23 protein-coding genes and 2 tRNA genes are annotated in these 20943 nt (G+C 62.8%); 11 read left to right on the top strand and 14 right to left on the bottom strand.

Going from position 1 to position 20943, the window contains the following annotated elements; all coding sequences use genetic code 11:
* Positions 1-128: 128 nt before the first annotated feature.
* Complete coding sequence (locus QSV46_RS13520) at positions 129-653, bottom strand: DNA starvation/stationary phase protection protein (protein WP_314951544.1); 525 nt, start codon at positions 651-653, stop codon at positions 129-131.
* 105 nt (positions 654-758) lie between these two features.
* Here QSV46_RS13520 and QSV46_RS13515 point away from each other — a divergent pair, with 105 nt between their 5' ends.
* Together QSV46_RS13515 and QSV46_RS13510 are read left to right on the top strand one after the other, a co-directional pair.
* Positions 759-1460, top strand: a complete 702-nt coding sequence (locus QSV46_RS13515) for a class I SAM-dependent methyltransferase (RefSeq protein ID WP_314951542.1) — start codon at positions 759-761, stop codon at positions 1458-1460.
* 54 nt (positions 1461-1514) lie between these two features.
* Positions 1515-1590: transfer RNA gene (locus tag QSV46_RS13510), tRNA-His, on the top strand.
* A gap of 103 nt (positions 1591-1693) precedes the next feature.
* On the opposite strand, the gene QSV46_RS13505 is transcribed toward QSV46_RS13510, so the two are convergent.
* A complete protein-coding gene (locus QSV46_RS13505) occupies positions 1694-2071 on the bottom strand; it encodes an ArsR/SmtB family transcription factor (RefSeq protein ID WP_314951540.1) in 378 nt (125 codons plus the stop codon).
* A gap of 112 nt (positions 2072-2183) precedes the next feature.
* On the opposite strand from QSV46_RS13505, the gene QSV46_RS13500 reads away from it, so the two are divergent.
* The 3 genes from QSV46_RS13500 (at position 2184) to greA (ending at position 7656) form a co-directional block, all read left to right on the top strand.
* Complete coding sequence (locus tag QSV46_RS13500) at positions 2184-3353, top strand: MFS transporter (protein ID WP_314951538.1); 1170 nt, start codon at positions 2184-2186, stop codon at positions 3351-3353.
* 142 nt (positions 3354-3495) lie between these two features.
* On the top strand, positions 3496-6960 hold the full coding sequence (gene carB, locus QSV46_RS13495; RefSeq protein WP_314951535.1) for a carbamoyl-phosphate synthase large subunit: 3465 nt from the start codon (positions 3496-3498) through the stop codon (positions 6958-6960).
* Between the two features lie 222 nt (positions 6961-7182).
* Positions 7183-7656 (top strand): transcription elongation factor GreA, encoded by a 474-nt coding sequence (greA, locus tag QSV46_RS13490; RefSeq protein WP_018318257.1) that lies wholly within the window; start codon positions 7183-7185, stop codon positions 7654-7656.
* Positions 7657-7910: 254 nt separating this feature from the next.
* On the opposite strand, the gene QSV46_RS13485 is transcribed toward greA, so the two are convergent.
* On the bottom strand, positions 7911-8390 hold the full coding sequence (locus QSV46_RS13485) for an Lrp/AsnC family transcriptional regulator (RefSeq protein WP_007596676.1): 480 nt from the start codon (positions 8388-8390) through the stop codon (positions 7911-7913).
* Positions 8391-8656: 266 nt separating this feature from the next.
* On the opposite strand from QSV46_RS13485, the gene trxB reads away from it, so the two are divergent.
* The 5 genes from trxB (at position 8657) to QSV46_RS13460 (ending at position 12569) form a co-directional block, all read left to right on the top strand.
* On the top strand, positions 8657-9622 hold the full coding sequence (trxB, locus tag QSV46_RS13480; protein WP_314951510.1) for a thioredoxin-disulfide reductase: 966 nt from the start codon (positions 8657-8659) through the stop codon (positions 9620-9622).
* Between the two features lie 5 nt (positions 9623-9627).
* Positions 9628-10551, top strand: a complete 924-nt coding sequence (locus tag QSV46_RS13475; protein ID WP_007614700.1) for a LysR family transcriptional regulator — start codon at positions 9628-9630, stop codon at positions 10549-10551.
* Positions 10552-11013: 462 nt separating this feature from the next.
* On the top strand, positions 11014-11922 hold the full coding sequence (locus tag QSV46_RS13470; RefSeq protein WP_314951500.1) for a 4-hydroxy-tetrahydrodipicolinate synthase: 909 nt from the start codon (positions 11014-11016) through the stop codon (positions 11920-11922).
* A gap of 204 nt (positions 11923-12126) precedes the next feature.
* On the top strand, positions 12127-12273 hold the full coding sequence (locus QSV46_RS13465; protein ID WP_008135850.1) for a hypothetical protein: 147 nt from the start codon (positions 12127-12129) through the stop codon (positions 12271-12273).
* Between the two features lie 131 nt (positions 12274-12404).
* Positions 12405-12569, top strand: coding sequence for a hypothetical protein (locus QSV46_RS13460; protein ID WP_314951492.1), 165 nt, complete (start codon positions 12405-12407; stop codon positions 12567-12569).
* Positions 12570-12647: 78 nt separating this feature from the next.
* Here the strand turns inward: QSV46_RS13460 and QSV46_RS13455 are convergent, their stop codons facing one another.
* The 6 genes from QSV46_RS13455 to QSV46_RS13430 form a co-directional block, all read right to left on the bottom strand.
* Positions 12648-13325, bottom strand: coding sequence for a ParA family protein (locus QSV46_RS13455; RefSeq protein ID WP_211377753.1), 678 nt, complete (start codon positions 13323-13325; stop codon positions 12648-12650).
* Between the two features lie 351 nt (positions 13326-13676).
* A complete protein-coding gene (locus tag QSV46_RS13450) occupies positions 13677-14039 on the bottom strand; it encodes a hypothetical protein (RefSeq protein ID WP_314951484.1) in 363 nt (120 codons plus the stop codon).
* 361 nt (positions 14040-14400) lie between these two features.
* Positions 14401-14571: a hypothetical protein gene (locus tag QSV46_RS13445; protein ID WP_314951481.1), complete on the bottom strand. Its 171-nt coding sequence runs from the start codon at positions 14569-14571 to the stop codon at positions 14401-14403.
* A 186-nt stretch (positions 14572-14757) separates the two neighbouring features.
* Entirely contained in the window at positions 14758-15747 is a 990-nt protein-coding gene (locus QSV46_RS13440; protein ID WP_314951479.1) for an ABC transporter substrate-binding protein, read from the bottom strand.
* A gap of 216 nt (positions 15748-15963) precedes the next feature.
* The gene (locus QSV46_RS13435; RefSeq protein ID WP_314951476.1) at positions 15964-16440 is read right to left on the bottom strand and encodes an RES family NAD+ phosphorylase; all 477 of its coding nucleotides are present in this window, start codon (positions 16438-16440) and stop codon (positions 15964-15966) included.
* 9 nt (positions 16441-16449) lie between these two features.
* Positions 16450-17115, bottom strand: coding sequence for an antitoxin Xre/MbcA/ParS toxin-binding domain-containing protein (locus tag QSV46_RS13430; RefSeq protein WP_314951474.1), 666 nt, complete (start codon positions 17113-17115; stop codon positions 16450-16452).
* Between the two features lie 255 nt (positions 17116-17370).
* Here QSV46_RS13430 and QSV46_RS13425 point away from each other — a divergent pair, with 255 nt between their 5' ends.
* Positions 17371-17775, top strand: a complete 405-nt coding sequence (locus QSV46_RS13425) for a nuclear transport factor 2 family protein (RefSeq protein ID WP_314951472.1) — start codon at positions 17371-17373, stop codon at positions 17773-17775.
* Between the two features lie 108 nt (positions 17776-17883).
* On the opposite strand, the gene tenA is transcribed toward QSV46_RS13425, so the two are convergent.
* From tenA to QSV46_RS13400, 5 genes are all read right to left on the bottom strand, one after another.
* Entirely contained in the window at positions 17884-18558 is a 675-nt protein-coding gene (gene tenA, locus QSV46_RS13420; protein ID WP_314951470.1) for a thiaminase II, read from the bottom strand.
* Positions 18559-18789: 231 nt separating this feature from the next.
* Positions 18790-19212 (bottom strand): hypothetical protein, encoded by a 423-nt coding sequence (locus QSV46_RS13415; protein ID WP_314951468.1) that lies wholly within the window; start codon positions 19210-19212, stop codon positions 18790-18792.
* Positions 19172-19660, bottom strand: coding sequence for a hypothetical protein (locus tag QSV46_RS13410; RefSeq protein WP_314951466.1), 489 nt, complete (start codon positions 19658-19660; stop codon positions 19172-19174). The genes QSV46_RS13415 and QSV46_RS13410 overlap by 41 nt, the downstream gene beginning before the upstream one ends.
* Before the next feature lie 178 nt (positions 19661-19838).
* Positions 19839-19915 (bottom strand) — tRNA-His (locus QSV46_RS13405).
* 192 nt (positions 19916-20107) lie between these two features.
* The gene (locus QSV46_RS13400; protein WP_314951463.1) at positions 20108-20542 is read right to left on the bottom strand and encodes a phasin; all 435 of its coding nucleotides are present in this window, start codon (positions 20540-20542) and stop codon (positions 20108-20110) included.
* Positions 20543-20943: the final 401 nt, after the last annotated feature.

The following is a 20943-nucleotide window of genomic DNA, read 5'->3' as shown; positions in this document are numbered from 1 at the left end:
CGACTTGTCCGCCGTAGCTCGAAGAGCGAAGGCGGAAGCGTGCCCACCACTTGATGGAGCCCTAAGGATAGATGGTGGGCACGGCGCGCGAAGAGCGCGCCTTTGCCCACCCTACGGCAGTTGCGCCCCTACGCCGCGTTGCCGCCTTCCTCGCGAGTGGCCTCGAAAAGGAACCAGGTGCGGCGCTCGGTCTCGTCGATGAAATTTTCGAGGATGCTGGCGCTGGCGACATCGCCGGCCTCGTCGCAGACCTCGTGCGCTTTGCGCATCGCGCCGGCGACATGCTTGTTGTCCTGCATCAGCTCGCGCAGCATCTCGCGCGGCGGGACGTAGTCGTCGTTGTTGTCCTTGATGGTCTGGAGCTTTGCGACCTGGCCGACCGACTTCAGCGTAACGCCGCCGATCTTGCGAACGCGCTCGGCGAGCTGGTCGGTGGTCGCGAAAATCTGGTCGGACTGCTCGTCCAGCAGCAAATGGTAATCGCGAAAGTGCCGGCCGCTGATGTGCCAGTGGAAATTCTTGGTCTTGAGGTATAGCGCGAAGGCGTCGGCCAGAAGCACGTTGAGCGCCTCGGAAACTTTCTTGACCCCGTCGGGCGACAGATCGGTGGGAGTATCGAGGTCGGGCGAGACCTTGGTGGGGGCTTTGCTCACTGGAAACCTTCCTGTTAGGACGCGGACATTGACGGCGCGCCGTCGCACCCCTAACGCAAGGTGGGCAGCGCGGTTCCCAGAGCAGGAACCGCTGGGCGGGATACCATGGAAGATTGGATCGACTATTACGACTCCACGCATACGATCTATGTCAGCAAGCTGCATCGCGATTTGCACTTCCAGATCATTGCGCGGGACATCATCGGCTACATCTCCTCGCCCGAGGCGGTGGTGCTCGACTATGCCTGCGGCGAGGCGCTGTCGGCGAGCCAGGTGGCAGCGGCTTGCGGCAAGCTGATCCTCGCCGAGCCCGCCCCCGGCGTGCGCGGCCGGCTGATCGCCCGCTTTGCCCCAAACACGAAAATCCGCGTCCGCTCGCTCGACGACGTCCGCAAGATGCAGGACCAGTCCATCGACCTCGTCGTGATGAACTCGGTCGCGCAATATATGACGCCGGACGAGCTCGATTCCGCGCTTGTCAACATCCGGCGATTGTTGACGCCGTCCGGCAAGCTGGTGCTCGGAGATATCTTGCAGCCCAATGTCGGGATGGGGCGCGACGTCCTGGCGCTGCTCGGCTTCGGCTTGCGTCACGGCTTCCTGAAAGACGCCCTGGTCGGGCTGATCAGCACCGCGCTGTCAGACTACCGTCATCTGCGCACGCGCATCGGGCTCCAGCGCTACAGCGAGGATGAGATCACCGCCAAGCTGACCGCAGCCGGGTTCGCGGTCCAGCGCGCCCACACCAATATCGGCCATAATCGCTGGCGCATGACCTTCATCGCGCGGCCGCCTCTGGTGCGTTAAGCATAATCATTAGCAGAGGTGGCCTGACACCATCCGATCGGCCATGATCGCCGCGGCCCGGTGGCGGAAGTGTCTACGCGGGGGCGGTGCATCGCTCTTTATCCTGGTTCAAATCCAGGCCGGGCCTCCAGCCTTCGCTGGCTTCGCCAGCTTCGGCTAGGCAAGCCCTATGGTAGCGAAGGCTGCCTCGACGAAGCCCGAAGGGCGAAGTCGGGCGTTGGCGCGCAATTGTCTCAGCTTCCACCCGCAGCAGTCTCTTCGAACTCTCCGAGCAGCTGAAGCCGATCGGCATCCTTCGCCGCGGAGCTGATGACGGCATCGAGCAGACCGGGAAAGCGCGCGTCTAGATCTTCCCGGCGCAGCCGCACGAAGCGGTTGGTTCCCGCGACACGCGTCAGCATCAGGCCGCATTCGCGCAGCTTGGCGAAGTGGTAGGCGAGGTTCGATTTGCCGGCGAGGCCGGTGAAGTCGCCGCAGCAGAGCTCGCTGCTGACACGTTCCTGCTGGGCGAGCTGGTACACGATCGCCAATCGGATCGGATCGCTGAGGCAATCCAGAACCATCGGCAGCTCGATCTGCTCACGGGTGGGGTGGTGAGGTGTGCGGCTCATGACCCGAGAACCATAGCGCAGCTGCCGCAATGTTCAATAGTTCTTGAACCAATTGACTCTGAAGGCCTTGCGTTCAATAGTTCAATAATCGTTGAACAAGGGATGTGATCCAATGAGCGTGTTCTGGCTGGCCTTGGCGGCCTTCGTGATCGGCACCGAAGGCTTTGTGATTGCAGGGCTTTTGCCGGCGATCGCCACTGACCTCACGATTTCGGTCTCGGCCGCAGGCCAACTCGTCACCGCCTATGCCCTCACCTATGCCGTGGGCTCGCCAATCCTGGCGGTGACGTTCAACAACATCGACCGCCGCACCGTGTTGGCGCTGGCGCTGACCACCTTCATCGCGGGCAATCTCGCCGCGATGGTGGCCACCAGCTACCCCCTGCTGCTGGCTTCGCGCATGTTGATGGCGCTGGGCTCCGGGCTGTGCATGCCGACGGCACTCGCCGTGTCAGTCGCCGTCGCCTCGCCTGAGCGACGCGGCCGCGCGGTGGCGCTCGTCACCTCGGGCCTGACGGTTGCGACCGTGATTGGCGTCCCGCTCGGCAATCTCATCGGCAGCCTGCTCGGCTGGCGCGCGACCTTTGCCATGGTCGCCCTGATCGGCGCTGTCGCGCTCGCCGGCCTTCTGCTCGGCCTGCCCCGCGGCCTGCCGCGCAACACCGCCTCGCTGAGCGAGCGGCTGGCGGTGGCGCGTCACAGCAACGTCCTGACCGCGCTTCTGATCACGATCTTATGGGCGCTCGGCGGCTTCACCGTATTCACCTATTTCGCGGTCCCGCTGCGTGGCCTCGGCTTCGATGCTTCGCAAATCAGCTTGGCGCTGCTGGTGTTCGGCGGCGCGGCGGCGATCGGGAACATGCTCGGCGGCATTCTGGCCGACCGGCTCGGAACGCTCATGACCGCAGCCCTTGGGCTCGCCGGCATGGCGAGCGCCCTGATCCTGCATTCGCTGGTCCTGAAGCTGATGCCGGGGCAGGCCCATTACGCCGTGCTGGGCACGATCTTCCTCTGGGGCATCTCGGGCTGGGCGTTCTATCCGGCCCAGATCGCCAGCATCATCCGGATCGAGCCGCAGGCCGCGATGATCGCGCTCTCGCTCAACGCCTCCGCGATGTATCTCGGCTTCGCCATCGGCGGCGCCCTGGGGGGCGCGGTGCTGGCCACCATGTCGCCAAACGACCTCGGCTGGATCGGCGGAACGAGCGTTGCGGCCTCGCTTCTGGTGCACCTCGCCCGCGGCTGGCAAGCGCGGCCGAAACCGGTCAAAATTGCCGGTTGATGGGCATTTTTCGGGGTTTCGCCGCCCCGAAATCTGGTCTAAGACCCACCCGCGCGCGAGGGAGACCACCGCGCTCTCGGCCAAAGGGACGCGCAGTAGCGCGCCCTTTTTTTGTGCCCAAATCCCAGTCCGGCGAGAGTTGATGCCCAAACGTACAGACATCACCACCATCCTGATCATCGGCGCCGGTCCCATCGTGATCGGCCAGGCCTGCGAGTTCGACTATTCGGGCACCCAAGCGGTGAAGACGCTGAAGGAAGAGGGCTATCGCATCGTCCTCGTCAATTCCAATCCGGCCACCATCATGACCGACCCGGAATTGGCCGACGCAACCTATATCGAGCCGATCACGCCCGAGATCGTCGCAAAAATCATCGAGAAGGAACGTCGCGTCATTCCCGGCGGCTTCGCGCTGTTGCCGACCATGGGCGGCCAGACCGCGCTGAACTGCGCGCTGTCGCTGCGCCGGCAGGGCACGCTGGAAAAGTTCGACGTCGAGATGATCGGCGCCACCGCCGACGCCATCGACAAGGCCGAGGACCGCCAGCTGTTCCGCGAGGCCATGACCAAGATCGGGCTCGAGACGCCGAAGTCGCGGCTCGCCAACGCCTCCGAGCTGAAGAAGTCCTTCCGCGACAAATACCAGGCCGAACGCGAAAAGGCGTCGGGCGCCGCGCTCGAAGAGCTGGAGCGGCAGTGGACGCTCGGCGAAAGCGACCGCCGCAAGCGCTACCAGGAATATGCGCTGGGACAGGCGCTGATGGCGCTGTCCGAGATCGGCCTGCCCGCAATCATCCGTCCCTCCTTCACCATGGGCGGCACCGGCGGCGGCATCGCCTACAACAAGGAAGAGTTCCTCGACATCATCGAGCGGGGTCTCGACGCGTCTCCCACCAACGAAGTGCTGATCGAGGAATCCGTGCTCGGCTGGAAAGAGTACGAGATGGAGGTGGTGCGCGACAAGAAGGACAATTGCATCATCGTCTGCTCGATCGAGAACCTCGATCCGATGGGCGTGCACACCGGCGATTCCATCACGGTGGCGCCGGCGCTGACGCTGACCGACAAGGAATACCAGATCATGCGCGACGCCTCGCTGGCGGTGCTGCGCGAGATCGGGGTCGAGACCGGCGGCTCCAACGTGCAGTTCGGCGTCAATCCCGACGACGGCCGCATGGTCGTGATCGAGATGAACCCGCGCGTGTCACGCTCCTCCGCGCTGGCCTCGAAGGCCACCGGCTTTCCGATCGCGAAGGTCGCGGCCAAGCTCGCGGTCGGCTATACGCTCGATGAGATCGCCAACGACATCACCGGCGGCGCGACGCCGGCCTCGTTCGAGCCGACCATCGATTACGTGGTGACCAAGGTGCCGCGCTTCGCTTTCGAGAAATTCCCCGGCGCCTCCACCACGCTGACCACGTCGATGAAGTCGGTCGGCGAAGTCATGGCGATCGGCCGCACCTTCCAGGAAAGCCTTCAGAAGGCCTTGCGCGGGCTCGAGACCGGCCTCACCGGCCTCGACGAGATCGAGATCGAAGGTCTCGGCCGCGACGACGACAAGAACGCGGTCCGCGCCGCGCTCGGCACGCCGACGCCGAACCGGCTGCTGCAGGTCGCACAGGCCATGCGGCTCGGCTGGTCGAACGAGGACATTTTCAACTCCTGCAAGATCGATCCGTGGTTCCTCAGCGAGATGCGCGGCATCGTCGACATGGAGGAGAAGGTCAGGAAGAACGGCCTGCCGGGCAACGCCTTCGGCATGCGCACGCTCAAGGCCATGGGCTTCTCCGATGCGCGGCTCGCGGTGCTCGCCGAGACGGCGGAAGCCGAGGTGACGGCAAGGCGCCACGCGCTCGACGTTCGCCCGGTCTACAAGCGCATCGACACCTGCGCGGCCGAATTCGCCTCGCCGACCGCCTACATGTATTCGACTTATGAGGCGCCGTTCGCGGGCACACCGGCGGACGAGAGCGCGCCGTCGGACAAGAAGAAGGTCATCATCCTCGGCGGCGGGCCGAACCGCATCGGCCAGGGCATCGAGTTCGACTATTGCTGCTGTCACGCCTGCTTCGCGCTGCATGACGCCGGCTATGAATCCATCATGGTCAACTGCAACCCGGAGACGGTGTCGACCGATTACGACACCGCCGACCGGCTCTATTTCGAGCCGCTCACCGCTGAGGACGTGCTGGAGATCATCGCGAAGGAACGCTCGAACGGCACGCTGCACGGCGTCATCGTGCAGTTCGGCGGCCAGACCCCGCTCAAGCTCGCGCACGCGCTCGAAGCTGCCGAAGTGCCGATCCTCGGTACCTCGCCCGACGCCATCGATCTCGCCGAAGACCGCGACCGTTTCAAGCGCGTGCTCGACAAGCTCAGGCTGAAGCAGCCGAAGAACGGCATCGCCTATTCGGTCGAGCAGGCGCGCCTGGTCGCGACCGATCTCGGCCTGCCGCTGGTGGTGCGCCCGTCCTACGTGCTCGGCGGCCGCGCGATGCAGATCATCCGCGAGGAGAACCAGCTCAGCGACTATCTGCTCGGCACGTTGCCCGAGCTGGTGCCGGCCGACGTCAAGGCGCGCTACCCGAACGACAAGACCGGGCAGATCAACACCGTGCTCGGCAAGAACCCGCTGCTGTTCGATCGCTACCTGTCGGATGCGACCGAGATCGACGTCGACTGCCTCTGCGACGGCAAGGACACCTTCATCGTCGGCATCATGGAGCACATCGAGGAAGCGGGCATCCATTCCGGCGACAGCGCCTGCTCGCTGCCGCCGCACTCGCTCGACGCGAAGATGGTCGGCGAGCTGGAGCGGCAGACGCGCGAGCTGGCGCTCGGCCTCGACGTCGTCGGCCTGATGAACGTGCAATACGCCATCAAGGACGGCGAGATCTACGTGCTCGAGGTCAACCCGCGCGCCTCGCGCACGGTGCCCTTCGTCGCCAAGGTGGTCGGCACGCCAGTCGCAAAAATTGCCGCGCGCATCATGGCCGGCGAGAAGCTCGCCGACTTCAAGCTGAAGAAGGCGGACTTCAAGCATGTCGGCGTGAAGGAATCGGTGTTTCCGTTCGCACGCTTCCCCGGCGTCGACACCGTGCTCGGCCCCGAGATGCGCTCGACCGGCGAGGTCATGGGCATCGACCGCTCGTTTGCGGTGGCGTTCGCCAAGAGCCAGCTCGGCGGCGGCACGCGAGTGCCGCGCAAGGGTACGGTATTCGTCTCGGTCCGCGAGAGCGACAAGACGCGGATCGCCGACGCCGTGCGCGAATTGCATTCGCTCGGCTTCAAGGTGCTGGCAACGTCGGGCACGGCACGCTTCCTGACCGACCAGGGCATCCCCACCGAGAAGGTGAACAAGGTGCTGGAGGGACGGCCGCACATCGTCGATGCCATCACTAATGGCGATGTCCAGCTCGTCTTCAACACCACCGAAGGCCCGCAGGCGCTCGCCGACAGCCGTTCGCTGCGGCGCGCGGCCCTCTTGCATAAAGTGCCGTATTACACCACTCTTTCCGGGGCCGTGGCGGCCGCGCAGGGCATCCGCGCCTATCTGGGCGGGGACCTTGAGGTTCGTACCCTGCAGAGCTACTTTTCGGAAACCTGATCGCGGGTGGAAGGCCAGGCCTGAAGGGGTTAGCCTTCGCTAAGTGATTGGCGATCAAGCCACAATGGCCGGAGGAACTGTCCGGGCATGTGGTTGTTCTGTTCCGGCACCAGACCCACATCACGTTCCGGTGGCGGCGTGTTCAGCCCCCGGAAACACCGACGAATCAAGGTTGCCGCGCCCCCTGTTCCGGGGGCGCGCGACCGAAGGACGAGAGAAGAGATGGAAAAGGTTCCGATGACAGCGAGCGGCTTTGCCGCGCTCGGGGAAGAATTGAAGAAGCGCCAATCGGAGGACCGTCCGCGCATCATCGAGCATATCGCGGAAGCGCGCTCGCATGGAGACCTGTCGGAGAACGCGGAGTATCACGCCGCGAAGGAAGAGCAGTCCCACAATGAAGGCCGCATCGCCGAGCTCGAGGACAAGCTCGCGCGCGCCGACATCATCGACATCTCGAAGCTCTCCGGCGACACCATCAAGTTCGGCGCCACCGTGACGCTGGTCGACGAGGACACCGAGAAGAAGACGGTGTGGCAGATCGTCGGCGAGGTCGAGGCCGACGCCAAGAAGGGCCGCATCTCCATCACCTCGCCGCTCGCGCGTGCGCTGATCGGCAAGAAGAAAGGCTCGACCGTCGAGGTCAATGCACCCGGCGGCGCCAAGGCCTATGAGATCACCAAGGTGGAGTGGCGGTAAGGATTCGCCGCTGCGTGCGATGATGATTGAAAAAGGCCGCGCCGAGCGCGGCCTTTTTGTTTCGGCAGGTTGCCGAAGTGGGCGCAACAGCATCCGCCTCTCTCGTGTCCCGGACGCGCTGCAGCGTTCTTACGCTGCTGCGCAGAGCCGGGACCCAGAAAACAACTCGGTACGTTGCGTAAGATAGGCCCCGGCTCTGCAGCGCACCGCTGAAGGAGCGCTGCGCTGCGTCCGGGGCACGAGAGCGGCGCCAGCTACCTTCTTCCCCTCACGTCCAGCGGCACGGCCGCCTCATATTTCGAATTATGCAGCACCAAGGACGTTCGCACGTTGCGGACATGGGGCGCGGCGGTGAGGTGGGTGACGAAATCCTGGAAGGTCGCCATGTCGGGGGCGACGCATTTCAGGATGAAATCGACTTCGCCCGACAACATCCAGCATTCCCGCACCAGCGGCTCGGCACGAACGAATTCCTCGAAGGCACGCAAATCCGCCTCGGCCTGGCTGGACAGGTGCACGGCGGCAAACACGGTGACGTCAAAGCCGAGCTTGCGGGCGTCCAGAAGCCCGCGATAGCCGTGGATATACCCCTCCTCCTCCAGCGCCCGGACGCGGCGCAGGCAGGGCGGCGGCGAGATGCCGACGCGCTTGGCCAGCTCGACATTGGTGATTCGACCGTCGGCCTGGATCTCGGTGAGAATTTTCAGGTCGATCTCGTCTAGGTTCCGCGACACGTGATTGGAACTCCTGGCCTTTGCGGCGGTATTGGTGGGTTTGTCGCAATCCTCATAGCGCAGACGCGTGGCGTAGCGCAATTTTATTGCGCGTGCAGCGCAATCGACTTTTGTTCCTTGTTGGAAAAATCCGCCGACAGGGAATGCAATTCTTGCATAGCTCACCAGAAGGCTTAGATTAGCTCTGATATTTCAGCGCCTCCGCGAGGCCTCCCGGCACGTTCTGCGCCCGCGCTGCAAATCCCCCGTGAAAGGCGTCCATCGAAATGTCCGCTCCTGTTCATGCAAAGGTCGTGATTATTGGCTCCGGCCCTGCCGGTTACACCGCGGCGATCTACGCCGCGCGCGCAATGCTCGAGCCGATTCTGATCCAGGGGATCCAGCCGGGCGGCCAGCTCACCATCACCACCGACGTCGAGAACTATCCGGGCTTCGCCGACGTGATCCAAGGCCCCTGGCTGATGGAGCAGATGGAGAAGCAGGCGGTCCATGTCGGCACCAAGATCGTCACTGACCTGGTGACCAAGCTGGAGAGCGCGCAGCGGCCGTTCCGCCTCACCTGCGACAGCGGTGATGTCTATCTCGCCGACACCGTTATCCTCGCCACCGGCGCGCAGGCGCGCTGGCTCGGGCTGCCGTCCGAAGCGAAATTCCAGGGCGGCGGCGTGTCAGCCTGCGCCACCTGCGACGGCTTCTTCTACCGCGGCAAGGAGGTCGTGGTGGTCGGCGGCGGCAATACCGCGGTCGAGGAGGCGCTTTACCTCACCAACCATGTCTCGCAGGTTACCATCGTGCATCGCCGCGATCACTTCCGCGCCGAACGCATCCTGCAGGAGCGCCTGTTCAAGCATCCGAAGATCAAGGTGATCTGGGACTGCGCCGTCGACGAGATCTGCGGTACCGAGAATCCCAACAAGGTCACCCATGTTCGCCTCAAGAACGTCAGGACGGGCGCGCTCACGGACGTGAAGACCGACGGCGTCTTCATCGCCATCGGCCATGCGCCGGCGACCGAGCTCGTGAAGGATCAGGTCAAGCTGAAACCGTCGGGCTATGTCGAGGTCGCCCCGAACTCGACCGCCACTTCGGTGCCCGGCCTGTTCGCCGCCGGCGACGTCGCCGATGAGACCTATCGCCAGGCCGTGACGGCCGCCGGCCTCGGCTGCATGGCCGCTCTCGAAGCCGAACGTTTCCTGGCCCTGCGCGCCAGCGAGCGCGCTGCAGCGGAATAAAGATCATGGCTCGAACACGCGACGGATTTACGGATATGGACTGGGACAAGCTGAAGGTGTTTCACGCGGCGGCGGAAGCGGGCAGCTTCACGCATGCGGGCGAGCAGCTCGGCCTGTCGCAATCGGCGGTGTCACGCCAGGTCTCGGCGCTGGAGCAGGAGCTCTCGGTCTCACTGTTCCACCGCCATGCCCGCGGCCTGATCCTCACCGAGCAGGGCGACCTCCTGTTCCGCACGGCGCATGACGTGTTCATGCAGCTGCAGGCGGCGCGCGCCAAGCTGACCGACAGCCGCGAGCGGCCGAGCGGCGATCTCAAGATCACCACCACGCCCGGCGTCGGCATCAACTGGCTGATCCCCCGCCTCGGCGAGTTCACCGCGCTCTATCCGGAGATCCGGATTTCGCTGATCGTCACCGACGAGGAGCTCGACCTGTCGATGCGCGAGGCCGACGTCGCGATCCGCACCCGCAAGCCGACCCAGCCGGATCTCATCCAGCGCAAGCTGTTCGCGATGGGCTTTCACGCCTATTGCTCGCCTGATTACATCAAGCGCTTCGGCACGCCGCGCACGCTGGAGGAGCTCGACTCCCACCGCATCATCACGCTCTCCGACGGCAACTTCGCGCCGCATCTCCAGAACCGCAACTGGCTGGTCGAAGCTGGCCGCAACGGCTCGGGTCCGCGCGAAGCCTATTTCAGGGTCAACAACATCCTCGGCCTCGTGCGCGCCTGCCAGCAAGGCCTCGGCATCGCGGCGCTGCCGGATTACCTGATCGAGGAACAGAGCCGCCTGGTGCAGCTGTTCGGCGAATCGGATTCGATCCAGCTCGACACCTACTTCGTCTATCCTGAAGAACTGAAGACGGTCGCGCGCGTGCAGGTGTTCCGTGACTTCGTGGTGAGCAAGGCGCAGCGCTGGCCGTCCTGATTTCCGCATGTCTGACATGCGGCTTGGACGCTTGCTGCATGGCGCTCGTCAAGCTCATACTACTTGCACGCTGAGCCTTCGCGTTGCGCATTTGTCCCCCTCCTCCAGTGGCGCGGGAGTTCAGTAATCCCTCTTGGAAGGTGATTGTGTCGGCCTCACGTGGCCAATGCCTCAAGCCGGACCCTCTGGGTCCGGCTTTTTTTCTGTCCGATCAGGCTTTCGCCTTCCGCGTGTATTGACAGTTCCACGCATACCCCGCATCATTTGCGGATGATCACGAAGTTGTGCGCAATTTCCTTCGAGGCAGTCGTCTCGAAAAAAGCCCCCCATCCCGGGGCCTCGGATTTTTGCGCGCGCTAGGACAGCCTTCGTCATCGCAGCAATCCCGAAAACCCCGCCGCCTGGACGGGGTTTTTTCATGTGCCTCCGTCTCAGGTTTTTTCCCGAGAAGGAGACACGAACATGACCGGACTGCAGGATCATTTGCACGGACTTTGGCTGCCGCTGGTGACGCCGTTTCGCGACGGCCGTCTCGACGAGGCGTCGCTGCGGCGGCTGACGCGGCACTACGGCACACAGGCCGTCGACGGCTTCATCCTGGGGGCAACCTCCGGCGAGGGCATGACGCTGCGCGAGAACGAACTCGAGCGGCTCGTTGCCGTGGTACGCGACGAGATCGCGGCGGGCCGGCGCAGCATCCCGATCTGCCTCGGCCTGTCGGGCGCGGACACCTCGCGGCTGAAGGATCGTCTCGACGAGACCGCGGACTGGCCGATCGAAGGCTATCTGATCGCGAGCCCCTATTACGTGCGCCCCTCGCAGCGCGGGCTGCTGGCGCATTTCGAGGCGCTCGCCGATCACGCCGCATGGCCGCTGGCGCTCTACAACATCCCCTATCGCACCTCGGTGAACATCACCAACCAGACCATGCTGCGGCTTGCCGAGCACCAGAACATCGTCGGGCTGAAGGATTGCGGCGCGAGCCGCGAGCGATCCGTCGCGCTGCTGCGCGACCGGCCGGAGGGCTTTCGCGTGCTGACCGGCGAGGATGCCAACTATTTCGAGGCGCTCACCGACGGCGCCGACGGCGGCATCGTGCTCTCCGCCCATGTCGAGACCGCGACCTTTGCGGCTGTATATGCCGAGCTGAGGCGTGGCAACCACGATGCGGCGCTGGCGCGCTGGCACGAGGTCATTGATCTGACGCGCCTGCTGTTCACCGAGCCGAGCCCTGCGCCGGCGAAGTACTGGCTGTGGCGATCCGGCCTGATCGACAGCCCCGAAGTGCGCCTGCCGATGGTCGAAATCGGCAGCGAACTTGCCGCGACGATTGATCGCGAGATCGAGCGCCGGATGCAGGCCGCGGCGTAGTTTCCTCTTCGCCTCTCACCGTCCTTGCCCGGACAGCCTTCGTCACTCCCTCGCCGCGTAAGAACGGGGCGAGGGAGTGATGGAGCGTCGCCGTGGTTAACCGCACGCGAACAGCCTTCGCAGTTGCCGCATGGCGCATCCACGTCTCGTTTACGCATCCGCCGCTATCGTTTTCGTTCAAAGTCTTCCAGAGGGGGAATAACCATGGGGCATCGCACCCGGCCTACGGCCGCGAGCCAGTTCGCGCCCGCCGATCTCTTGCAGGGAATTCTTGTCGTCTCGTCATTCGGGTTCTGGGCGGTGATGCTCGGCCTGATGCCGGTGCTGCTGTTCCGGGTCTGGCTCGCCTGAGCCGGCTCTTCGCGCGGATGGTTAAACCGAGGTCACAAATGCGTTCAAAATACACAGGCAGTTGCGAGCCGGAAATTTAAAACATCCCGCCTAGCGTGATGCCCCTAAGCGAAGAAATCGCGGGGGCGTTTATGAATAGTCGGAACGAAGTGGTGTCGCATTACGACGCCGGACGGCAGGGCTTGACCGCCGAGGAGAGCTTCACCACCGAGGACATCCTCTGGGCCGCCGGCATCTGGTCGGTGATCCTGACGCTGTCGCCGGTCATCGTGTTCTACATGCTGATGGTGGCGTAGGGCGCGACGGCAGACCCCGCAAACGCAAAACGCGCGGACATCCGCGCGTTTTTCGTCCGGGGAATGATTTATGAAAAATTATGCCGCCTGCTTGTGCATTGCGCCGGATGCCGACGCCGTGCCGCGAATAGCCTTGACCGAACGCTCGATCGCCGCCCACAGCCTTCCGATTTCCTGAGCCGCGCGGCTCTCGGCCTGATATTCCCGCGCGCCTTCGCCGTGGCTCAGCGCCATCAGCAAATCCGAACGGTTGGTGATCTGGCCGCCCCACACCGGAGCGCGGAATTTCGCCAGCGCCTCGCGGGCGATGGTGACGATCGGGCTTTCGGACTCGTCGCGGCGCGCCGGCGCGCCGTTGAGCACGACCGCGTAGGGCTTGCGCGCCGCGCGGCACATCTGGATGGTTTCCTGCACCGCGTTGACGTCGAACACGCCGGGACGCGCCGGAATGACCACCATGGTCGCATTGCGGATGGCGTCGTCGACGACCGCCGACAGATTCGGCGGCGTGTCGATCAACACCCATTCGTAACCGTCGCGCTTGGCGGCGGAGACGATGCCGCTGACGGAGTTTACGGCCGCCTTGATCGGCGGCTCGTTGGTGCCGCGCAGCTTGTGCCACAGCGTCAGCGAGCCCTGCGGATCCGCGTCCACCAGCATGACCTGCTTGCTCGCCTTGATCTGCGCAGCAAGATGTGCGGCGAGGGTACTCTTGCCCGAGCCGCCTTTACGCGATGCAAAAACAATAACGTTCATACCCTTGGCCTCCAGATTGACCCCGTGGCCTGAAAATGAATCAGCGCGCTGATTCGTGAAAGAAAAATTTATCATAAGTTATGCGGCAGACATGAAATAACAAAGCGCGTTGGCTTTTGAGTCACACTGCCGTGAGCGACGCAACCTCGCCGCGCAAACCGTCTCGCGGCTCGTTTCCATCACGCGTGGGCATCATTGTCGCAAGCCTGGATGCGAGCTGCGCGAACAAAAGGAGTCCGGTGGCTGTCGCGGAGCTGATTCCGCAAACGCAAATGCCCGGGACGTCCAGCGCGACAATGCGCCTTCGCCCGGGCACCACAGAGTTTCAGAGCAGGAACGCGCCGAACGCGCTCAGCTTGGCTCGGTCTTTTTCTTCTTGGCCGGCTTGGTGCTCTTCTTCGCGGCCTTGGCTGAGCTCTTGGGCGCGATGCTGGTCGGCTTGCCGGCGCGCGGCGCGGCTGCCATGCCCGGCTCCGGACTGGGGCGGAAGAACGCGCGGCACTGCGGCGAGAGCTGCGACTTCTTCTGGATCATGCAGGCGGTGATGGCATCGACGTTCGGGACGAACTCGCCGCACAGCCGCATCGCGTCGGGCGTGCAGGCCTGCTGCTCTTCCTGCGTGTAGGCGAAGCCGGCGCCGGGATGGACCAGAACGGCCAGGGCCAGCCCCGACATGGCCGCAAGAACAGACTTCCTCAACAGAAACGCCGGCATCGATCCCCCCAAATGTCTGGTCGGGGCGGAGTGTGGGTGAACCGCCGTTGGTTGGCAACGAGGGCGGAGGCGAAACCCCGGACGTGTGCGCTCTCGGCAACAGGGAGGGTGGCGACAACAGGCCGGTGGGCCCACGGCGCCGGTGCCTCCAGAACAAAAACGCGAAAACAACCCCATGCACAGTAGCCAAGCCCAAGCGAACGCTACGGTTTCCAGGCGCTCTTGCGGATTTTACGAATCTGCTTTTGACTCGTCGGGCAAAACAGGGGCATAATGGCATCGTCGAAAAATGCGTGGGTGGCGAGGTGATGGTGGTGGCGCGGCGAGATAGCGCTACGCCGAGAGCCGGTGAATCATCACCTCAGGCAGCCCAGTCCACAATCGCGTCAATGAACGTCCGAGCCTGGCGGATCGCGTCCCGCCTCGTCGCACAGACACCGACCGACACGGTTCGGCCTTTGCCGACAGTCCACTGCCAGCCGGACAGATAGCTCATCTCAACAATCGAGAAGCTGACGCCGCGATGTTCCACGGAGGACCTCCGCCAACATGTTGCTGTGCCCAAGAGCCTACTCCAAATGCTGAATATGATCCAGCCAGACGCAGCCGGCAGACCCAAAGCGTGGCGGGACTGAAATCGTTCGGCAGCGTCCGTCCTGCTTGGCCAACCGATCGATGCTTCCCCATGGAATTTCGTGCGCTGTCACCGTCATTCCATTCATTCGATCACCTCGTCGGCGCGTGTCACCATGGTTTGCGGGAGATCAACGCCGATCATCTTTGCGGTCTTCAGGTTGAAGGCCAGGTAGAATCTCGTCGGCTGCGCCACTGGCATCTCGGCAGGGTTGTCGCCCTTCAGGATTCTGTCGACGTAGGGCGGGACGGCGCGAAACAGCGCGGGCCAGTTCGGCCCGTAAGACATCAAGGCACCCGCCGCGACGAATGGGTCCGTCCAACCCATCACGGGAAGCCGATGCGCAAGCGCGAGGTCCGAGATGCGCTTTTTTTCCCTGGAGATCACAGGGGATATGCCGAGGATGACGGCTCCGAAACCGCGCCCGGCCAGTTGCGCGAATACGTGCTCCAGATCATGGGCACCGCGGGCTTCGAATGCTTCGAAAGACAGGGCCAGCCGCTCAGCAGCGATTCCGCTTTCAGAGATCTCGAATTTGAAGTTGGGAACCGCTGGATCATAGATCAGGGCCACGCGAGATACGCCCGGGATAGCCTCCTTGACGAGTTCAACGCGTTTGGCCGTCAAGTCCGTCGCAAGGGCTGACAAGCCCGTCAGATTTCCGCCCGGCCGTGCGAGACTGGCGACGAGCTTGAGCCCGACCGGATCGGAAGGACCAATGAAAACAACAGGTATCGTCGACGTCGCGCGCTGAGCCGCCGAAGCGGACGGAAAGGTCACAGCCACCAGGACATCGACCTTGAGGCGCACCAGTTCGGCGGCCAAGCTGTGAAAGCGCTCAGCTTCCTCGTTGGCGTACCGCTCCTCGAACCTTGCGCTTTTTCCGCTGACATAGCCGAGCTCGGCAAAGCCGGCAAACATCGCAGGGCGGAAGCCGAGCGCATCTTCCTCCTCCGCGGTCCCCGCGTGCCACAGGATTCCGATTTTAGGAATCTTTTTCGGCTGCTGCGCTTGCGTAGCAACCGGCCATACGGCCGCGCCGCCGACCAGGGAGATGAATTCGCGCCGTCGCATGTTGCTTGCCCCAGACGATCATGGCCTGCCCGATGCCTGCTGAAGACATAGCACATGCGCCTTGGCGGCGGTGGATTGATGAGGGACCAAACGCAGACGAGCCGCGGCGTCTGCTTTGGGTCTTGATTGTGTGCAAACGGATAGGCTGGCACGCTGCCGTGGTCGCCAATCATTGCAGCCGGCCGATGTTCTCGCGTCGGATCGTCCCACCGAACTCTAACCGCCGCCCGTCCTTTGTCCGAACAGCCGCGGATCATGAGGATAGCGCCCGACATGGGACACGCGGATGCGCGCCGCATCCTTGTGTCTCGGATTGATGATGTAGTTTTGCGCGAACGGCACGATGACCGACGGTACGGACACCATCGCCGTGCGCGCCTCATCGAACCATGGCCGTAATAAACCACGCGTCACCCTGGGATCGTCAGCCCAGGTCTTGGATGTTTTTTCAATATCGCTCACGCGCGCCGTTTCAACGGCCAGGTTGTCCGGCACGTCGATGCCGAGCAATTGGTGGGTCGTCGGCAGGTCCTCGAAGTCGATTTCCAGATGCACCATCACTTCGAGCAGCGCCGACGCCGGATGGTCCGCAGCGTAAACCGCGTGCCGTCCGCGATCATGCCAGCGGCCGTCGGCCTTCAGGCCTCCGATGCCCGACAGATCATCGAAATTGGAAATCCGCCAGATCCTCACGCCGAATCCTTAGGCAAGGATGCCGTGATCGATCCGATGCAACATGTCCTCGACGACACGCGCGCCCGCCTCAGTCGCGAGGTAAGCCAGCGGCGTTTCCCCTGCCAGCGCCTTCTTGGGCTTGCGCAGCCAACGGTGCGCCTTCGCAGGCTCGCCGAACACGTTGGCGGCCAGCCGGTCGACCCGCGCCAGCCGCACGGCCTTGTCGGTCTCCTCGACCGTCAGCGGCTCGCCATCCGACAGCCGCCGCGCCAGCGTGCGCTTTGGCACGACCAGCGCGAAAATTTCGTCGTCGCTGTAATTGGCGAGGCGCTTGAGCGCCGCGGGCTCGATGCGAAACAGACTGTTGGCGTCGATGACGACATTGAACAGCTCGGCCGCGGGCTTGGATTCAACAGAGGCTTTCCTGCCAAGCCCGAGCGAAGGCGCATCGGTGACAGTGGAGAGCCCCGTGACCGCATCGAAATGCCCCCGCACGACGATCGCGCCGGGTTGAGATTGATAGGTCTGGTCCGGCTCGGCGACGGACAGGCGTTCGCGTTTTGCCGAGGGCCGCTGGGCAAGGGCTCCCGCCGCGACCGTCTTGATCTGCTTGTCGGTCAGCGAGGCGGAGCCACGAAGTCCTTGCGAAGCAATCGACCCAACGCCTTTACGGGTACGCTCATTTTTTGCCATTGGACCCGCCTCGGCATCGTAATGCCAAATGCCTAAAAACATTGACCAAATGGCATTTTAACTCATGGGTTTGGAAATTCAAGCACGGTGCTACAGTTCAGGAATGTCTTGGCCGCTGGCAGGGGTTTTCATGCACTGGCACCGCAATTCCCGGATTGCCGCCGGTCGCCGAGCCCTCGCCCCTCATCTCGATGATTTTGCGTCTACACGCAAAGGTCGCTAGTCTGCTCTGATACGTCCTGCAGGGAGGGTGACATGACACAGCGTGAAGAGATGCTGGCATTGATCAGAAGCGCTTACGCCGCGCGCGACGGCGGTGACGCCGAGGGCTTGGTGACAGCCTTCCACCCCGAAGGTCTGTTCACCTTGATGGGCGACAAGAGCGCGCTCGCACTGACCGGGAGCATGCAGGGGCACCCGACCCTGCGCGGGGCCTTTAGTAAATTGATCGATGAATTCGGCTTCGAAGGTCGCAAAATCCTGGCTGAGCTGGTCGACGGAGATCGCGTTGCTGTCCATTCCCGCGTGGACGTTCGCTACCGTCCGAGCGGGCAGACTTCCAGCACCGAGATCCTGGACCTGCTCAGATTTCAGGACGGCAAGATTGTCGAGCTGATTGAATTTGCCGACACTGCGCAGATCAAGGCGATGATCTCTTGAGCGCGATGAAGTTGTGTTGGTGTCGCCTGACGTTGGCGAGTTTGGTGCACTGTCACCGTCATTCGTAGCTGTATGACCTTCAGGTTATGAACCTGACTGCCGAAAGGGTTATTGAACACGCTGGCCCGCGCGCCAGGCCATCTCCCAGAAGTCTGCCTCGAGTCGGGTGGCTTCCTTGAAGATCGCAATCAGCTCTGCCTCGCGGGCCGGCGTGGCGTAGCGATCGGCGAGACGCTCCATGTGCGCCCGGGCTTTGGCAGCGACCTCCTGGTACGGCGCGCCGGCATACTCGGCGATCCAGACGCGATAGGCGTTCGTCGCAACATCCGCGAGGGGGAGCGAGGCGAGTCGCGTGGCGATCTCCGCGTATCCGATCACGCAGGGGGCAAGCGCCACCTTGAGTGCCAGCAGGTCGCCGCGCATTCCCGCGTCGAGCACGTAGCGTGTGTAGGCCAGCATCTCGGCCGCCGGAGGGGCCTGTTCAAGCTCTGTTGGGGACAGACCCCAATCGGCACAGAGCTTCACATGCAGGTTCATCTCGACATCGAGGATGGCCGAAAGGCCGGCCGCTGCTTCACGCATGTCGGCAAGCCGGGGCGACTTGTAGACCGCGAGCGCGTAGGCGCGAGCAAACTCGATGAGGAACAGATAGTCCTGAACGAGGTAGTGACGAAACGCCGCTTCGGGGAGCGAGCCGTCTGCCAACCCGTTCGTGAAGGGATGCTCGGTGTAAGCCCGCCACTCAACGGATGCTGCTGTCTTGAGACGCTCGAAGAAGGTCACGATGTTTTTTGCCTGGCTTGGTTTTCCATGAATGGCTTTGGCACGCTACCGATAGCGCGTTGCGAACCGGGGAGCTACGGTGACTGGCACAAAATAGGCTTTGGGCAGCGTTGCGGATGGGGGCACTCTCCGCGTCGAGAGTTCTGTGCACTGTCACCGTAATTCCCGGCACCCGACGAGACAGCTAACGAGTTGATTAGGGCGACGCCCTGACAACGGCTTCTACGCCAATCATCTCAGCACATTGACCGCTCCTGTTAGCCGGTTCTGCAATTCAGCCAGGTTCCGAAAGCGACCAAGATGCTTGAATTTTGAGATACTGCGAATGGCTGTCTCGATGGATTGCTTCAAGGAAGCCTTTTGCTGCGGGGTCATAGTGTGTGAGTACTTATCAACAATTTCCGCAAAAATCCGCATTACAGAAAGCGGATGATAGAGATCGTCGCCTTTTCTGCTCAATACCGACTGCAGTAACAGGATCGCATCTCTTTCCCGGCTGCCATCAGCGCTAACGCCGATCTCACGAGACTCGGTCAGTAGCACCCGAGCCTTGTGATTGTCGATCTGGTAGGTATCCCAGTTCATACGGAGCTTCGCCAAACCATAGGCATTTTCAATGAAGCGGAACGAAATCTCGAATTGCCGATCGCTCATAGTGCATATCGACCGCTGTACCCAGAACAACGGATCGTCGGCGGCAAATGAGAGCAGCCTGGCGCAAGGCTTCGATATCGTCACCAACTTTTTGAGGGCGAATAGCTTGTCGCGCACGATCAGTCACGGAAATCATGCCGGCGCTTGGCCGATCCAAGAAACCGTATTTGATCGACGAGCTGATTTCGACCCTATAGGGGCCATTAAAGCCTACGCCGACATAAGTCGCGCTATCCTTGTCCGAGCACGCGTGTCCGGCATTCTGCTCGATAATCGCGCGTGGAATTCGCAAGGCCTTCTCAACTGAATGCCGTGGGAATTTGGCAGTAGCGCCAATAGCCTCTGCTTTACCCTTCAATCTCTTCTTCGCGGTTTTCAGTTTTTTCTTTTTCGCGACTTTCTTCGTAGAGACAGCCGTCTCCCGCTCGTTCCCGTTTTCTTGACTCATACGCGCTCCCTCTGCCCAACCTGCAATCTACGCGGGCGTGAGACGGCAATCCAGTCAAGGCCGGTGCGATCCACCGATGGATCCAATCCCACCCATGCGGTCTAGTCGGCACGATACCCAGTCTCGATTCCTCGGTGGAACGAGCAGAATAGTCACGACGGTAAATAATTGAAACCATTGGTACAGTTGGGTGGGCTCGAACCACCGACCTCCTGTTCCACAGACAGGCGCTCTAACCAACTGAGCTACAACTGCATCCTTGCGAGCCGCCGCGGGGCGCCTTGGACGGGCCGGTCACCGAGGGGGCTGGACGGGGCGGAAACTAGGTGCAACGGGCGTTTTTGGCAAGGCCGCAAAACCCGATAATCACGCCCCGGACAACGTTATTTCCAAAGCAAAACCCGGGCTCTAGGCCCGGGTTTCTTAATCAATTCAAGTCCGGTCCGCTCAGGCGGCGGGCGTGTAGAGCTTGGAGGCGGAGGCCTTGATCGGCTCGGCGGTTTCGGCGGCGACGCGCTGGCTCAGCTCGGCCAGCTCCTTGGCCTGGGCCTGGAAGGTCTCGAGCTGCTTCCTGGCATGGCCGGTCCACAGCGCGAAGGCATCCGACGGCGACTTCACGCCGAGCAGCTCCTGGGTGAAGTCCAGCTGGGCCGTGGTGTTGGCCTTTGCGAACTCCATCAGCTTGGCGGTGTATTCGCTCGCGCCCTTGTGGGCGGAGGTGAACACGGCCTCGACGGTGCCGTTGTGGGTCTCGGCGGCGTCCTTGAACTTGGCGTAGCTCTCGCGGGCCTGCGACACGCCCTTTTCGGCGAACGCACGCATCTGCTCAGGAACCTCGAACGGAATGATCGAGGCAGAAAACGGATCAGTCGCACCTGTCATGGTTGGTCCCTCACACTAATGAAAAAGCGGAGTGAGCCTTCTGGCGCGCCCGCCGGCCCCGATCATGGGCCTTCAATTCAGCGGGTACGAAGACTGGAAACGCAAAACGACATGAGATGGCTCGCCCAGCACGAGCACCATCTCTGCCTAATATGTCAACATTGTGCAACGCAGCGCGCCAAACGGGTGCGGCGCGAAATTTAATCTAGGTTAGGATGAGGTTCCGGGCGAGGGGAACCCGTGGTTGAGGAGCAGCATTCTCTCGGTTCCCTCCCCCTTGTGGCAGGGCGATCGCGCATGAACCTTCACGAGAGGTCATGCCCGGGCCTGTCCCGCCTGCGCGGCCGAAGCCGCTTCGGCGAGGCGAAGGCCCGGGCATCCACGTTCTTTGTGCTGCGGAG

This window comes from Bradyrhizobium cosmicum (assembly GCF_032290525.1).
In the GTDB taxonomy this organism is placed as follows: domain Bacteria; phylum Pseudomonadota; class Alphaproteobacteria; order Rhizobiales; family Xanthobacteraceae; genus Bradyrhizobium; species Bradyrhizobium cosmicum_A.
The sequence above is the reverse complement of the archived record's forward strand: the minus strand, read 5'-3'. Positions and strand labels throughout refer to the sequence as shown.